Origin of the sequence: Crassaminicella indica (assembly GCF_019203185.1) — a bacterium.
Lineage (GTDB): Bacteria > Bacillota > Clostridia > Peptostreptococcales > Thermotaleaceae > Crassaminicella > Crassaminicella indica.
Map to the genome: position 1 here is coordinate 1,887,181 of NZ_CP078093.1, position 15,988 is coordinate 1,903,168.

The window sequence follows — 15,988 nt, forward strand, 5'->3', positions numbered from 1 at the left end:
AGCTGTATATGATATTTTGTTAGTTAAATAAATGGTTTTAAGCAATTGATTTATGTAAAATAGCATTAAAGAATAATAAAAAATAAACTCATAGGAGGTAATATCAATGAGAGTTGTTTTAGATGCTAAAGATTTAAAGAAGGTATACGGCTCAAAAGGAAATGTTTATACTGCACTTCGTGGAATAAGCTTACAAATAAGAGAAGGAGAATTTGTCGGTATAATGGGACCATCTGGAGCAGGAAAGAGTACTCTTTTAAATATAATATCAACTATAGATAGTCCAACATCAGGTACTATAACTATAAATGGAGAGAATATATTAAAATTTAATGAAGAAAAATTATCTTTATTTAGAAGAGATAATTTAGGTTTTATATTTCAAGATTTTAATTTGCTTGATACTCTAACTGTTAAAGAAAATATATTACTTCCATTAGCTCTTGCTAAGGTAAATCCAAAAACAATTGAGAGAAAGGTAACTGAAATAGCAAATAACTTAGGAATAGCTGATATATTAAACAAATATCCATATGAGATTTCAGGTGGACAAAAGCAAAGAACAGCATCTGCTAGAGCGATTATTAATGAGCCTAAGCTTATACTTGCTGATGAACCTACTGGAGCTCTTGATTCTAAATCATCAGCAGAGCTGTTACAAGCTTTAAGTGATCTAAATGAAAAAAATAAAGCTACTATAATGATGGTAACACATGATGCTTTTGCAGCAAGCTATTGCAAGAGGATATTATTTATAAAAGATGGGACATTATTTACAGAGCTTGTAAAAGGAGAAAGCAGGAAGGAATTTTTCAATAAAATACTTGATGTTTTAGCAGTTTTGGGAGGGAATAGCAATGACCTTATTTAATATTTGTATTAAAAATATAAAGAGAAATTTTCGAAATTATTTTATATATTTTATGTCAATAGTATTTAATGTAATTATATATTTTACATTTGTTTCTATTAGATTTAATGAACAAATTTTAAAATTTCTTGAAGGAGAATATAAAATTTTAGTATTGTTTAAATTTTCATCTATATTGATAGCTATATTTTCATTGATTTTTATATGGTATTCAACTTCTTTTTTTATGAAGAAAAGGAAAAAAGAAATAGGTATTTATTCGTTGTTGGGAGTTAAGAAAAAGCAAATCGGAAAAATGTTATTTTATGAAAATGTAATAATGGGAATAATGGCTTTAGGTATAGGTCTATTGCTAGGAAGTATATTTTGTAAGCTATTTATAATGATATTGTTTAAATTTATGAATTTTTTAGTAGAAGTAAAATTTACAGTGAGCTTTGATGCAGTTTTAAATACTATTGTTACTTTTGGAGTGTTATTTTTGATTACATCTGTATATGGATATACAATAATTTATAAATTTAGTCTTATTGAACTTTTTAAAGCAGAAAATATTGCAGAAAAAGAGCCTAAATCATCAGTAATTATGGCTTTGATTTCAATATTAATTATAGGAGTAGGTTATGTAGTAGGACTTAATGTTACAACAAAAACTTTTTTAGTGAGTACAGGTACTGTTCTTGTAACATCTGTTGTTGGAACATTTATGTTTTTTAATTATTTTTTAATTTTTGCTATGAAGGTATTAAAGAAAAATAAAAGGAGATATTATAAAGGAATTAATATAATAGGGATAAATCAGATTGTATATAGAATAAAAAGTAATTCAAGAACACTTTCTATAATAGCTATACTCAGCGCAGTTACATTGACATCTATAGGAATAACATATACTTTATATTATACTGTATCAAAGGAAAATTCTATTTCACATCCTTTTTCATATTCATACATTACTAATAGTGAGATTATAGATGAAAAAGTTGAAAATATTATAGCTAAATATCCAAAAAATAAATTGATAGATTCAGTAGAAGAAGAATTTATTAAAGTTTATGCAAAGGTTAATGACAATAAATCAGGAAAAGCTTATTTAATATCAGAAAGTAAATTCAATAAAATCGCTAAAATAAGAGGTTTAAAAGATAGAATACATTTAGGCAATGATAATGAAGTTGTATTATTAAAATATTATAGATCTAAAGAAAAAATTGCTACAGGAAAATTGGTAGAGTTGTTATCAGAAAATAAAAAGCAAGAATTTAAAGTTGTAGATCATAAGCAGTATTATGCTATGAATAGATATAAAATCGAATCGACTTTTGTTGTTAAAGATAATATTTATAACAAATTTTATGATAAAAGCAATATTGATAGAATAAAGGGATATAAGGTCAAAAATGAATTAGACAGTAAAGAATTGACAAAGGAGATTATAAAAGCTGTGCCAGCTGATGTTGAGTTGAGTTATTGTTTAGAAAGCATAAGTGCTTTGATACTTATGGGAATGCTTTTATTTATCGGAGTTTTCTTAGGATTAGTATTTTTGATTGCTAGTGGTAGTGTTATTTATTTTAAACAGTTAACAGAGGCTAATGAGGAAAAGGGAAGATACTTAATATTAAAGAATATAGGAGTTAGTAAGAAGGAAATAAAAGTATCTATTGCAAAGCAAATGGGTGTAATATTTGGGCTTCCATTGACTGTAGGAATAGCACATAGTTTAGTTGCTATTGTTATGAATTATAAATTATTTAATCTTAATATGATAAGCCCTGCAATTTTAACTATAGGTGGCTATATACTAATTTATTTGGGATATTATTTATTGACAATAAATTCATATAATAAAATTGTAAATTCAAAAACTGTCTAATAATAGGCAGTTTTTTATCGATTTAAGGTATAATATAATTAGATTATTATATATTGATGGAGGATTAATATGTTTAAAATTATGATAGTTGAAGATGATTTGAAAATAGCACAGATTGTAAAGGAAAATTTGATAAAATGGTCTTTTGATGTCGAAGTTGTAGAAGATTTTTCTGATGTTTTGAATATTTTTAGCAAGTATAAACCTCATTTAATATTGATGGATATTAATCTTCCTTTATATGATGGGTTTTACTGGTGTTCTCAAATAAGAAAATTATCAAAGGTACCTATAATTTTTATATCTTCTAGAAATACAAATATGGATATTATTATGGCTATTAATATGGGTGGAGATGATTTTATCAATAAACCTTTTTCGATAGATGTTTTAGTTGCAAAAATTAATGCTGTACTTAGAAGGACGTATTCTTATATGGATGCAGAAAGTGATATTGTAGAGTATAAGGATGTTTTTTTAAATATAAAGGATAATTGTATTTTGTATAAAGGAAGACAAATTGAACTTACTAGAAATGAATTTAAAATTATATATATATTAATGAAAAATGCAGGTAGTGTTGTAAGTAGAGAAAAGATCATGAAAAGTTTATGGGAAGATGAAAGCTTCGTAGATGATAATACATTAACTGTAAATATTAATAGGCTTAGAAAAAAGCTTGAAGAAATAGGGATTGAGGATTTTATTAAAACTAAAAAAGGTAAAGGTTATATTATAATATAGGTAAGTAAAAATACTTTATTTTATAAATAGCAGAAATATAAAATAACTTATAAAAATCAAAAATAGAGCCCAAAAGGGCTCTATAAGCTGAGTGATAAGAGTTGTATCTTTTATTAACAGTTGTATCCTCTACCGAAGTATGGACAGCAGAACAATACTACTAGCAACAAGAAGAAAAACAATAAACTGCTATCACAGCCACCAAAGATTCCACCAATTCCACCACATTGAGCATCTGCCATAATATTATGCCTCCTTTATGATAATCATTTCAAATTCTTTTCTTTTGTTCTAATACAAAGTATGTAAGTTACAAGCTATATGTTCCAAAATTTTGAAGGACTATTCATTCAAATATGGAATAACAAATAATAGCATTGATGTTGTGGGATAAATGAACACTTAAAAAAGGTTATCATATTCTAATAGATAGGAGGAGTTTGTTATGGTTATAAGTATAGATCAAAGTAAATGCAGTAGGTGTAGAATGTGTATTGAAATATGTCCAGTTGGTGCTATTGAAGAAAAGGATTTGATAATGGTAGATATGTTTAGATGCATAAAATGCCGTTCTTGCGTGGTGGCTTGTCCATCAAAAGCTATCGTTATAAAATAAAAAGTATTAAATATGTAGATCAGGATTTCTCCTGATCTTAAAGAAGGTGTAATAACAGATGGCTGACAGAAAAATTATGTAAGGAGAATTGGGAAAATCCCAATTCTTTCTAATATCTTCCAAAACCACAAAAATTACAGAATAATATTACTAATAACAAGAAGAAAAACAATAAACTGCTATCACAGCCACCAAAGATTCCACCAATTCCACCACATTGACTATTAGACATCTATTTACACCTCCTTAATAAATATGTATTTATTGAATCTGTTTTGTTTTTGTCCTAATATAAAGTATGCAGGTAGAAACATATATGTTACGAAATTAGGTATTTATATGTATAGAATTGGGAAAATCCCAATTCTTTTTTTTAATAACGGCCACAAGAGCAAGGACCACAGAATAATACTACTAAAAGCAAGAAGAATAATAATAATTCATCTCGACTATTAAATAAACCAAATCTTCCGTCAGCCATTATTTAATCCCTCCTTTATTAGATATGTAATATTGTATTTTCTTGTCCTTTTTCTAATATAGATTATGTAAGATACAAGATATATGTTACAGATAATATGATATTTATTAAAAATAATTAGATAATGATATTATGTAAAATTGAGAAATTTTCTGGTTTTTGGCTTTAATATTTTTATATCCTTATAAAACTGAAAATTATGAAAAATAAATATTTATTCATTTTGTGTATTCATACAAAAAACAAATGTATTTTATTTATAAACAAATTTGCTAAAAAGTATTGAAAAATAATAAAAATTACTTTATACTACATAGTATCTTTATTAATTGTTTTGAATAAGATAAAAGAGACTAAGGAGGAAGGAATTATGCAAAAGAAAATGGGATTACTCCCAAAGCTGCTTTTAGGAATCATTTTTGGTATTATTATTGGATTGATTTCAAAATCTATAGAAATGTATATACCAGTAAGGTTATTAAGTACATTTAGTGGTATATTCGGAAATTTTCTAAAATTCATTATTCCATGTATTATTATTGGATTTGTAGCACCAGGTATTGCTGATTTAGGGAAGTCTGCTGGTAAAATGTTAGGTATTACAGCGTTGTTTGCTTATAGCTCAACCATCATTGCTGGAACATTTGCTTATGTTGCTGGTTCTAGTATATTATCTAAAGTGATAAAAGTTGGAGAAACAGCAGGTAAATCAAATATTGATTTATCTCCATATTTTACAATAGAAATGCCACCGATAATGGGTGTTATGACTGCTTTAGTATTAGCTTTTGTACTAGGTGTAGGAATGGCAAGTATCAAAGGAAAGGATTTAAAAGGTGCTTTATCTGATTTTCAAAGTATTGTAGAATTAGTGATTAAAAATGTAATTATTCCTTTTATTCCAATACATGTTGCAGGGATTATGGCAAAATTAACAACTACAGGAGAAATATTTGTAACAATCAAAGCATTCTCAACAGTATTTGCAATTATTATTCCATTACAAATCATATATGTGCTTTTGCAATATATAGTTGCTTGGATGTTTACAAAGAAAAGTCCTGCTGTATGTATTAAAAATATGCTTCCTGCATATTTTACAGCAATTGGTACACAGTCTTCAGCAGCAACAATTCCAATTACAATGCAAAGTGCAAGAAAAAATGGAATAGCGGAAGATGTTGTTGACTTTGTTGTTCCACTATGTGCTACTATCCATTTAGCAGGGGATACAATTACATTGGTATTGTTATCTATGGGTGTGATGATGATTGCTGGAACTGTTCCAACATTTTCAATGATGCTTCCATTTATTCTTATGCTTGGAGTTACAATGGTAGCAGCACCGGGAATACCAGGTGGAGGAGTAATGGCAGCATTAGGGCTGCTTGAAGGAATGCTTGGATTTACAGGAGCACAGCAAACTCTTATGATTGCATTGCACTTTGCACAGGATAGCTTTGGTACAGCTGCAAATGTTACAGGTGATGGTGCTATTGCACTGATTGTAGATAAGCTTATTAGAAAAAAAAATAATACTACTTTACAAAAGGCAGAAAATGCTTAGAAAAATAATAAAACAGGGTTAGAAATTTAGCCCTGTTTTGTTATTTTCAGAATCAATGGATGCGTTTGTATGGATACGTATTTCGAACATGATAATGCAAGTAATATCCAATATCAGATGAATGGATTAAATTATTATAAATAGATTGGGGAACACCTCGGTGTTGATAGGTTTCACCAGAAATAAATGTTATTTCTAATATTTGATTAGTAGGATCATAGCCTATAGATTCAATAACGTTTGAATGTACCTTTACTTTTGTCATTCCATTCTCTCCTTTGTCTAAATTTTTATTGAAAAGACACATTGAAATAAAATGGTACAAGTAAATTATACTAAATGCTTATTTAAAAAAATGTAGAAAGTTGTTATTGTTAAGAAAAAAATTATGAAGTACAGCTTTAATGTTGATGTTATTTCTCTATATTATAGTTTTAAAATAGAAATTGGTAACATACATATTATTACAAGCAATATTTTGTCTATAAGATCAGGAAATGAAAAGTTTTTTATAATGCATTGTGTTTTCTAGAAAAGGGGGGCTTCAAGAGTTTATGATGGATTTTTCTGTAATTATTAAGAAGGATAGAGAAGAAAGGAAAAAGCAGCATTTTGAAGGAACATTTCTAGACTATCTTGAAATTTTGAAAGAAAATCCTTCTGTATGTATGTTAGCACATCAAAGAATGTATGAAAGAATTATGGAAAAGGGAGTAGAAGTAATCAATACAGAAGAAAATCCAAGATTGAGAAGGATATATGGCAATGAATTGATCAAAAAATATAATTTTTTTAAGGATAATTTTTTTGGTATAGATAAGAGTATTATGAAAATAGTAAGGTATTTTCATACAGCAGCTATGAAAGGTGAAGAATCTAGACAGGTGCTTTATCTAGTAGGTCCTGTAGGAGCAGGCAAATCATCACTCATGGAAGCGTTAAAAAGAGCATTAGAGCAAGGTCCACCTGTATATGCAATAAAGGGATGTCCAATGAGGGAAGAACCTCTTCATCTTGTACCAAAGCATTTAAGAGATCAATTTGAAGAATTGTTAGGTGTAAAAATTGAAGGAGATTTATGTCCTATTTGTAGATATAGGTTAAAGCATGAATACAATGGTGAATTTGAAAGAATTCCTATTGAAACGGTAGATTTTAGTATTCGCTCAAGAAAAGGAATAGGTGTAGTTCCTCCTGTTGACCCAAATAATCAGGATACTTCTGTTTTGACAGGTTCTGTAGATATATCAAAACTAGATCTATATCCTGAAGACGATCCGAGGGTATTGTCTTTAAATGGAGCATTTAATGTTGGAAATAGAGGGATTGTAGAGTTTATAGAGGTATTTAAAAATGAGGTAGAGTATCTTCATACGATGATTACTGCAACCCAAGAAAAAAGCATTCCGTCTCCTGGAAAGGGGGCTATGATTTATTTTGATGGCATTATTTTAGCACATTCTAATGAAGCAGAATGGAATAAGTTTAAAGCAGATCATACAAATGAAGCAATTCTAGATAGAATTGTTAAGATAGAGATTCCTTACTGCCTTGAATTAAATGAAGAAGTGAAAATCTATGAAAAGATTCTTAAAAACAGCAATTTTAAAGCACATATTGCACCGCATACAATAGAAGTGGCTTCTATGTTTGCTATACTGACAAGGCTTGCTCCTTCAAATAAAGTTGATCCTTTAACAAAATTAAAAATTTATAATGGAGAAGAAATTGTAGAAAAGGGTAGTACAAAAAAAGTAGATATATTAGAGCTTCGTGAAGAATCAAATAGAGAAGGAATGACAGGAATATCAACTAGATTTATTATGAAGGCAATAGATACTGCATTAGTAGAATCAGAGCATGATTGTATACATCCTATTTTAGTTCTTGAGGTTTTGGTAAAATCAGTAAAGGAATTATCTATTAGTGACGAGGAAAAGAAAAAATATTTGAATTTTATTCAAAATATTATAAAAAAAGAGTACCATAATATTCTTGAAAAAGAAGTAACAAAAGCATTTATTCATGGATATAACGAGCAAGCAGAGGATTTATTTAATAATTATTTAGACCATGCCGAAAGCTATGTCAATAAGACAAAAATTAAAGACAGAAGCACAGGTGAAGAGTTAGAGCCTGATGAAAAATTCTTAAGATCCATTGAGGAACAAATTGGTATTTCTAGTGGAGCAGCAAAAGGCTTTAGACAAGATGTAACTTCTTATATGTTTTATTTGATGAGAAGTAAAAGTAAGATTGATTATAAGTGCTATGAACCTTTAAAGGAAGCTATTGAGAAGAAGCTTACAGCTTCCGTAAAGGAATTGAGTAGAGTTATTACCCGTACAAAGGTAAGAGATAAGGAACAGAATAAAAAATATGATGCTATGGTAGAAGAAATGAAGAGAAATGGATATTGTGATCACTGCTGCAATGTTATTTTGAAATATGCTGCCAATAATTTATGGAAGGATTAAAGCTTAATATATAGACATACATGCTTAAAAATGTATGTCTATATCATTAATTTTTATACTAATACGGAGGTGAGACGGGTGGCCATATTTCGAGAATTTGACAGCAGGGGCAGGGATAGGTCCGCAGAAGACAGAAGAAGACACAGGCAGCTAGTAGAGGATTCTATTAAGAAAAATATTGGAAATATTATTGCTGAAGAAAGTATTATTGGTCAGAGTAAGAATAGAAAGATTAAAGTCCCTATAAAGGGAATCAAGGAATATCAGTTTATATATGGAAAAAATCAAAAGGGAATAGGTTCAGGAACAGGAAATGAAAAAAGAGGAGATAAAATAGGAAAGGATGCTATGACTGATGGTCAAGAAAAAGCTGGGAATAATGAGGGAGAAGATATTTATGAAACAGAGATAACTATTGAAGAGCTGATACAATATTTATTTGAGGATTTAAATTTACCTTATATGCATAGAAAGAAGTTTAGTGAGATTGAATCAGAAAAGAATTTTAAAAGACTTGGATATCAAAGAAAAGGTATTCCACCGAGACTTGCGAAGAAAAGATCTGTTATTGAGAAAATAAAGAGAAAAAAGGCATATGAAAGAGGAAAAAAAGAAAATGAGAATTATGATAAAGAGAAAAGGTTTCCTTTTAAGGAAGACGATTTAAGATATTATCGGGTGCGTGAGGATGTAAGAAGAGAAAGTAATGCAGTAGTGATTTGCATTATGGATACTTCAGGTTCTATGACACTTACAAAAAAATATTTGGCAAGAAGCTTTTATTTTCTTTTGTATCAATTTGTAAGGCTAAAGTATGTTCATGTAGAGATTGTGTTTATTGCACATACGACTACTGCTAAGGAAGTTAGCGAGGATGATTTTTTTCATAAGGGAGAATCAGGTGGAACTTATATTAGCAGTGGTTATGAGAAGGCTTTAGAGATTATTGAAAAAAGGTATAATCCTGAAGTTTGGAATATTTATGCATTTCATTGTAGTGATGGAGATAACTGGTCAGAGGATAATAAAAAAGCAGTTGAAGCTGCTAAGAAATTATGTGAAACTTGTAACCTCTTCGGATATGGAGAGATTGCACCAGGATATTATACGAGGATGAGTACTATTAAAGCGGAATATAATTTAAAGGTGAAATATCCAAACTTTTCGATTGTGACCATGTCAAGAAAGGAGGATATTGTTCCTGCTCTTAAAAGATTATTAGATAAAGAAAAGGGATTGCAGGAATAATAATTTTGCTTATGATGGAATATACCATTAAAGAGCTGGAGCTGTGGAATGAAAAGATTGAGGCAATAGCAAAAGAAAATGGGCTTGATTTTTATCCTCAAGAATTTGAAATATGCAGCTATGAAGATATGATTTGCTATGAAGCATATGTTGGGATGCCTTCTCATTATCCTCACTGGAGTTATGGCAAAGCTTATGAGAAGAAAAAAACACTTTATAGGTATAATGTGACAGGTCTTCCATATGAAATGGTTATAAATTCTAATCCATGTATTGGATATTTGATGAGAGATAATACGCTGCTTTTACAGATTTTAACTATGGCTCATGTATATGGTCATAATGATTTTTTTAAAAATAATAGATTATTTACTGAAGGAACTAGAGCAGAAGATACAATAGAAATGTTTAAAAATCATGGAGATAGGATTAGAAGCTATATACATGATCCGAGTATTGGATATGAAAGAGTAGAAAGCATATTAGATGCCGCTCATGCATTAAGATTTCAGACATCTAGGGTAATAGGGTGCAAAAATCTATCAGAAGAAGAGAAAAAGAAAAGAATTCTTGAAAAATATTATAATGAAATAAAGATCACAAGTATTATTGATGAGAAAAAGAATATTCCTTTTCCTGACCTTGAAAAGATCCCTTTAGAGCCTACTGAGGATATTATGGGTTTTTTAATTCAGTATGGAAAACTTGCGGATTGGGAAAAGGACATATTAAGTATTGTAAAAGAAGAAACATTATATTTTATTCCTCAGATTGAAACAAAGATTATGAATGAAGGATGGGCAAGTTACTTTCATTATAAGATTTTGAACCAGCTAGAGCTATCGCAGGAATTGTATATGGAATTTTTAACAAGACACAATCAAGTGATTAGGCCTTTTTTAGGAAGTGTCAATCCTTACTATATGGGATTTAAAATATTTGCAGATATTGAAGAAAAATATGGAAAAGATAAGCTGTTTGAAGTTAGAAAAATGGAAAGAGACGAATCTTTTATTAGAAGATACCTTACGAAAGAGCTGTGTCATGAAATGAATCTTTTTGAGTATAAAAAGAGAGAAAAAGATTATTTGATAGAAGAAATAAGCGATGAGGAAGGATATAAAATAATAAAGAATACTTTAGCAAGCAGTACAGGGATGGGGGACATACCTTTTATAAGGGTAATAGAGGTTCTAAAAAAAGATAATACTCTTTTAGTTGTTCATGAATATGATGGAAGAGAATTGGAATTATCTTATGCTTATGAAACATTAAGATATTTACAAAGGCTCTGGGGTGGAAAAGTAGAATTAAGAACAATTGTTGATAATATAAAAAAACGAATTATATGTGATGAAAACAGAAATATTTTTTTGAAAAAAGAGTAAAGAGATAGGAATAAATTTCCTGTCAGATTAAATATTTTACGCTTCATGCAGATAAGTTGTATTCCATACACTAATAGGGTTAGTACCACATAGCCATCAAGCTAAGGAATTACTTGAAAATTCATTGCCCCCCATTCGACAAAAAAATAGTATACTAATGCTACTTACATTTTTAAGGGGGTAGTAGTATACTATGGCAAAAGCGAAAGTACTAAAGAATATAGCGATTATAAAAAATAATATGCAACAAATGATTCAAGAAATCCTTAAAATAATTTCAAAAGAAGAAATAGAAAAAATTGCAAGAGAAGTTGGTTTTATTCAAAGACAGGGAAAAATTCAAGCTTGGGAATTCCTTTATTTATGTGCCTTTTCAGGCTTAGATATTTCTAAAAACACTCTTGTAGCAATGAGTGCCAATTTAAACTCAGAAATCAATACTGAAGTCACTACACAGGCTATACATGAGCGTTTAAATCATAAGGCTGTAGCTTTTTTGCAAGAAATATTTACAAGACTATTAAATAGAATCGCTTTATCTGATTCTAAGATAGAAACTGCATGGGATAAGCACTTTGATAGAATTAGAATAGTTGATTCTACGGCATTTCAAGTTCCTGAAATGTACAAAGAAGAATACAAGGGCTCTGGCGGAAGCGCTCAAACTGCTGGTATCAAAATACATCTTGAATATGATTTAAAAACTGGAAAGTTCATGCATGTTGATGTAGGTCCTGGAAAAGAAAATGACAACACCTTTGGAAGTAAAATAAATGAAACTTTTAAAGAAAGAGATCTTGCTTTAAGGGACTTGGGCTACTTTAGTTTGAAAGACTTTAAAGCTTTAGATGATAAAGGCGCTTCTTACGTTTCAAGGCTTAAGCCAAATGTAGCTGTATACCTTGAAAATGATGATCTAGAGTATTATAAAAATGGACAAATAAAAAAATCTACTATGTACAAAAGGATTAATTTGGCAGATATAGCAATGAAAATGGATGCAGGCGAAATATTAGAATTAAAGGAAGTGTTTTTAGGAAGAATCGAGAAGCGAAAAGAGCGATTAGTCATATACAAATTAACTGATGAACAGCTAAAAGAGCGCAAATCCAAAGTGGAAAAAACAGCTAAAAAGAAAGGTATTAAAAAAAGTGAAAACACAATAAAACTATTGGGCATCACTATGTACATTACAAACATTGATAGTTCTATATTGCCTAATGATCAAATATATGAAATATATTCTTTGAGGTGGCAGATCGAGATTTTATTTAAGACATGGAAATCAATATTTACTATTTCAAAAGTGAAGCCAGTAAAAATAGACAGATTTAAATGCCAGCTTTATGGGAAACTCATTTTATTGATATTAAGTTCAGCAATAATGTTTAAAATGAGAAATGAACTTCTAAATACAGAACAGTTAGAAGCAAGTGAAATCAAGAGTGCAGAGATTATAAAACAGTATATTCAAAAAGTATATTTAGGTTTAATAAATACACATTTAAAAGCGTGCACAATATTAGTAGAAATATATGTATGCATAAAAAGAAATGGGCGAAAATCACACCGCAAAGGTAAAAAAACCTTCTTTGATATTCTAGGAGTATCCTACCACTACCAAGAAAAAGTATGTAGATTCGCCGCATAAAACAATTTAATAATACCATAAATTTAAAACCTATGTCTTTAAAAAAATAATTTTTATCGTAGGTTTTTTTGGCATACAGTAAAAATGACTTATATTTTTAGACACGTAAAAGAAAATACGTTTGATTCTATGTTTCAGATTTTTCTACCTATAATTTGGAAAACTCAATATCTTTACAACCTGCTAAATTCCTTAGCTTGATGGCTATGGGTTAGTACCAGAATGTGTGACATGAGATGCAAAGTAAAATGTTTTTCAATGATTTCAAAATACTTTATACCCTATGACAGTGTTGCTGGTTCTAACCCAATAAATAGGAATTAAATCTTAAATTGTGGTAAAATTAGGATATTGGAATATAATATATGATCTTGGAGGAGTAATATATGAATATTGTGATGAATGGTGTATTACTGGGTTTAGTTTGGTTTGTAATTTTACTCATTATTATGTATATCATAAATCGATATATGTATATAGCCAACATTATTGGCGGAAAAATTATAAGTTTTTTTGGATACTTATTGCGTAAAATTAAGAGGAAATAGGAAAACTTTTGAACTATATAGGGGTCTCGCCACATAGCCATCAAGCTAAGGAATTTAGCAGGTTGTAAAGATATTGAGTTTTCCAAATTATAGGTAGAAAAATCTGAAACATAGAATCAAACGTATTTTCTTTTACGTGTCTAAAAATATAAGTCATTTTTACTGTATGCCAAAACATTATTCGTCAATCCTAACCTTATTTATAGTGGTGAACGTGATAATATTGAAGTAACGCTAAAAGCTTTATTTATAAATTCAAAAACATTATTTAAAAAGTTTCCAGTAGCTCTTTTTTAAAGAGTTATTTTTTTATTATGCATTTATTTTTGTAGTTATCAAATTTGATAACTACGAAATCTTCCTTAACTCCTGATTTTATCAGACTTTTCATTAAATTTTAGGGTTATTTACTCTCACTCTCTATTATATAGAGAGTAGAGAGGGCTTTGCTCTTGATAAAATTGCAAATTACTTACTTATTTGTAATTTAAAGGTTTTAATCGCAACAAGTTTATGTTATTATAATTAAAGATTGTTGAATGCATTCTTCAATAATAAACCAATTTATTTTTTAAAACAAAACCAAGAACATTATCAAATTCTAGTGGGATAATAGATAGGATACCAAAGAGTGCTTGGGCAAATCTGGATATGCATTGTAAATATAGAGGAAAAGATGGAAATAAGCAGAAATTCAAATTTAACTGGATTTGGAATGGAAGACCATTTGTGATGTCGACAGATACAGTTGCATTTGCTTGGGATGATAAATTTAGAATTAGCTCAAGAGATGTTTCTTGTGATATACGTTATTCAAATGGTGGTTGGAATTATACAAGAGATTTTGATGATGTTGAAGTAAAACCAGGAACAGGTTTTAGAGCTTCGTTCAATATGATGGATATGCCTAAAAAACAAAACGATGCATATGCTAAGCAGGGAATTGGATATTTTAAAATTACAAATCCTAAAAATTTATCAGATATACAAATAGTTTGGAAATATGGTCATTCCACATTTTCATTTGGGGGATTTTGTCTAAATGTAGGTTGGTCATCTATTTCTGCTAATAAAGGTACTGAAGTAATGGATAGAGGTGATAAAGTATTTAGTCTAGATTAACCCGCTAAAGCTAAGTTTATTAATATTCAATAAAGGAATATAAAAACAACATAAGAAAAGTATCACCGAGATTTAATATATATCTCGGTGATATGTTTATTTTATATTGTTAAAAACGAACTTATGGGTTATTTATTAGTCTAATAACTTAATTTTATAATCCTTTTTTTAAAAGTACCATATATCAAAAGTTACGGAACTTGGTTCTAGTTTTTGGATTTTTATTGGCTTTTTACACGAATCGTAGCCGTATGCCATATCATATTAGGAGGGTGTAATATATGAATTTTTTTAAGTATTTACTATTATGTATAATAAGTCCTTTTATAATAACATTTTTTTCTTTTCGATTTGGATATATTATTGGTCCAGGAGATGATGGATCTGGCATAACTATTGCAGCTATATCACTTTTGAATACAACAATAATAGTAGGATTTTTTATATTATTTGATATATTAAAAAATAAAAATATATAATTTGTTTCATTTATAAAGTTATAATATTATGTCTAATAAGGGGATTTTGAAATCCACCCGTACCTTGACTTCTTGCCTTTTTCATATACAATTGACACTGCCGAAAAAGAAGAACCTGAATTTAGAAAACTCAATATCTTTACAACCTGCTAAATTCCTTAGCTTGATGGCTATGGGGTAGTAACACGGAAGCTGTCATGTACTGTAAAGTAAATGGTAATAAATTTAAGTCTATAACAAATTAGCCTTTTCCTTCATTTTTTCCTTTGAAGGATTCGTATAAAGTAAAGTTGTATGAATATTACTATGACCTGCTTGATTAGCTACTTCATGAACCGAATATCCACTCTCCAAAGCATGAGTACACCAAAAGTGTCTTAGCTTATGGGGAGTTATTTTATTGCTGAATTTATTAAATACCTGGTTGATTCTACTTCGATTTAATCGTTCACTTTGTCTACTATTGAATAAATAGTTGCCATGATCTACTCTTTCGCTAAGATATGACTTAAGAGCATTTACTATTTTTTCACCAATATATACTATCCTTTCCTTATCACCTTTTCCACTTTTTACGATTATTTCTCTTGCTGTTAAATTTATATCTTCTAGCTTTAAGTTTAAAGCTTCAGATATTCTAAGTCCTGAGTAAGCCAATAATGTAACAATAGCATAGTCTCTCTTACATCCTTTTTCTAATATTGTCTGCCTAAAAGTTTCTACCTGGCTTTTATTAATATCCGTAGGACTAGCTCCAGTTGACTGGATCTTTATATAGTCCTTTTTCGAAACGATCCTTTAAACCAATTCAAATAAAGCTTCATATGTCTTAAATAACTTTTGATTGTATTCTCACTTTTATCATCTTTTCTTAAATACTCTTCAAATAAGTTTAACATAAATACCTCCTGTAAATTATG

At 29.2% G+C, this 15,988-nt stretch carries 16 protein-coding genes; 11 read left to right on the forward strand and 5 right to left on the reverse strand.

The annotated features are described in order from the left end of the window. Positions 1 to 106 precede the first annotated feature (106 nt). From KVH43_RS08820 to KVH43_RS08830, 3 genes are all read left to right on the forward strand, one after another. A complete protein-coding gene (locus KVH43_RS08820) occupies positions 107 to 871 on the forward strand; it encodes an ABC transporter ATP-binding protein (protein ID WP_218282183.1) in 765 nt (254 codons plus the stop codon). Beyond that, complete coding sequence (locus KVH43_RS08825; protein WP_218282184.1) at positions 858 to 2,747, forward strand: ABC transporter permease; 1,890 nt, start codon at positions 858 to 860, stop codon at positions 2,745 to 2,747. Before KVH43_RS08820 ends, KVH43_RS08825 begins: the two co-directional genes overlap by 14 nt. A 69-nt stretch (positions 2,748 to 2,816) precedes the next feature. Further along, on the forward strand, positions 2,817 to 3,491 hold the full coding sequence (locus tag KVH43_RS08830) for a response regulator transcription factor (protein WP_218282185.1): 675 nt from the start codon (positions 2,817 to 2,819) through the stop codon (positions 3,489 to 3,491). Positions 3,492 to 3,604: 113 nt separating this feature from the next. Here the strand turns inward: KVH43_RS08830 and KVH43_RS13270 are convergent, their stop codons facing one another. Beyond that, a complete protein-coding gene (locus tag KVH43_RS13270) occupies positions 3,605 to 3,733 on the reverse strand; it encodes a hypothetical protein (protein ID WP_255547721.1) in 129 nt (42 codons plus the stop codon). A 203-nt stretch (positions 3,734 to 3,936) separates the two neighbouring features. Here KVH43_RS13270 and KVH43_RS08835 point away from each other — a divergent pair, with 203 nt between their 5' ends. Next, a complete protein-coding gene (locus KVH43_RS08835) occupies positions 3,937 to 4,107 on the forward strand; it encodes a 4Fe-4S binding protein (RefSeq protein ID WP_218282186.1) in 171 nt (56 codons plus the stop codon). 109 nt (positions 4,108 to 4,216) lie between these two features. On the opposite strand, the gene KVH43_RS13275 is transcribed toward KVH43_RS08835, so the two are convergent. Continuing rightward, positions 4,217 to 4,339 carry a hypothetical protein gene (locus KVH43_RS13275; RefSeq protein WP_255547722.1) on the reverse strand — a complete coding sequence of 41 codons (123 nt, stop codon included), beginning with the start codon at positions 4,337 to 4,339 and terminating at the stop codon, positions 4,217 to 4,219. A gap of 619 nt (positions 4,340 to 4,958) precedes the next feature. Between KVH43_RS13275 and KVH43_RS08840 the strand changes: the two genes are divergently transcribed. Beyond that, positions 4,959 to 6,155, forward strand: coding sequence for a dicarboxylate/amino acid:cation symporter (locus KVH43_RS08840; RefSeq protein WP_218282187.1), 1,197 nt, complete (start codon positions 4,959 to 4,961; stop codon positions 6,153 to 6,155). Between the two features lie 52 nt (positions 6,156 to 6,207). Here the strand turns inward: KVH43_RS08840 and KVH43_RS13445 are convergent, their stop codons facing one another. Next, positions 6,208 to 6,462 (reverse strand): KTSC domain-containing protein, encoded by a 255-nt coding sequence (locus KVH43_RS13445; protein ID WP_420829630.1) that lies wholly within the window; start codon positions 6,460 to 6,462, stop codon positions 6,208 to 6,210. A 250-nt stretch (positions 6,463 to 6,712) separates the two neighbouring features. Here KVH43_RS13445 and KVH43_RS08850 point away from each other — a divergent pair, with 250 nt between their 5' ends. The 6 genes from KVH43_RS08850 (at position 6,713) to KVH43_RS08875 (ending at position 15,068) form a co-directional block, all read left to right on the forward strand. Beyond that, entirely contained in the window at positions 6,713 to 8,632 is a 1,920-nt protein-coding gene (locus KVH43_RS08850) for a PrkA family serine protein kinase (RefSeq protein WP_218284126.1), read from the forward strand. Between the two features lie 78 nt (positions 8,633 to 8,710). Then, positions 8,711 to 9,880: a sporulation protein YhbH gene (yhbH, locus tag KVH43_RS08855; protein ID WP_218282189.1), complete on the forward strand. Its 1,170-nt coding sequence runs from the start codon at positions 8,711 to 8,713 to the stop codon at positions 9,878 to 9,880. Between the two features lie 14 nt (positions 9,881 to 9,894). Beyond that, entirely contained in the window at positions 9,895 to 11,268 is a 1,374-nt protein-coding gene (locus tag KVH43_RS08860; protein WP_338028378.1) for a SpoVR family protein, read from the forward strand. Positions 11,269 to 11,461: 193 nt separating this feature from the next. Further along, a complete protein-coding gene (locus KVH43_RS08865; RefSeq protein WP_255547723.1) occupies positions 11,462 to 12,919 on the forward strand; it encodes an IS4 family transposase in 1,458 nt (485 codons plus the stop codon). Positions 12,920 to 14,118: 1,199 nt separating this feature from the next. Further along, the gene (locus KVH43_RS08870; RefSeq protein WP_218282190.1) at positions 14,119 to 14,589 is read left to right on the forward strand and encodes a hypothetical protein; all 471 of its coding nucleotides are present in this window, start codon (positions 14,119 to 14,121) and stop codon (positions 14,587 to 14,589) included. A 281-nt stretch (positions 14,590 to 14,870) separates the two neighbouring features. Continuing rightward, the gene (locus KVH43_RS08875) at positions 14,871 to 15,068 is read left to right on the forward strand and encodes a hypothetical protein (protein ID WP_218282191.1); all 198 of its coding nucleotides are present in this window, start codon (positions 14,871 to 14,873) and stop codon (positions 15,066 to 15,068) included. A 231-nt stretch (positions 15,069 to 15,299) separates the two neighbouring features. Here the strand turns inward: KVH43_RS08875 and KVH43_RS08880 are convergent, their stop codons facing one another. Together KVH43_RS08880 and KVH43_RS13375 are read right to left on the reverse strand one after the other, a co-directional pair. Beyond that, complete coding sequence (locus KVH43_RS08880) at positions 15,300 to 15,863, reverse strand: tyrosine-type recombinase/integrase (RefSeq protein WP_338028379.1); 564 nt, start codon at positions 15,861 to 15,863, stop codon at positions 15,300 to 15,302. Further along, positions 15,839 to 15,967 carry a site-specific integrase gene (locus KVH43_RS13375; protein WP_338028333.1) on the reverse strand — a complete coding sequence of 43 codons (129 nt, stop codon included), beginning with the start codon at positions 15,965 to 15,967 and terminating at the stop codon, positions 15,839 to 15,841. Before KVH43_RS13375 ends, KVH43_RS08880 begins: the two co-directional genes overlap by 25 nt. Positions 15,968 to 15,988 lie beyond the last annotated feature (21 nt).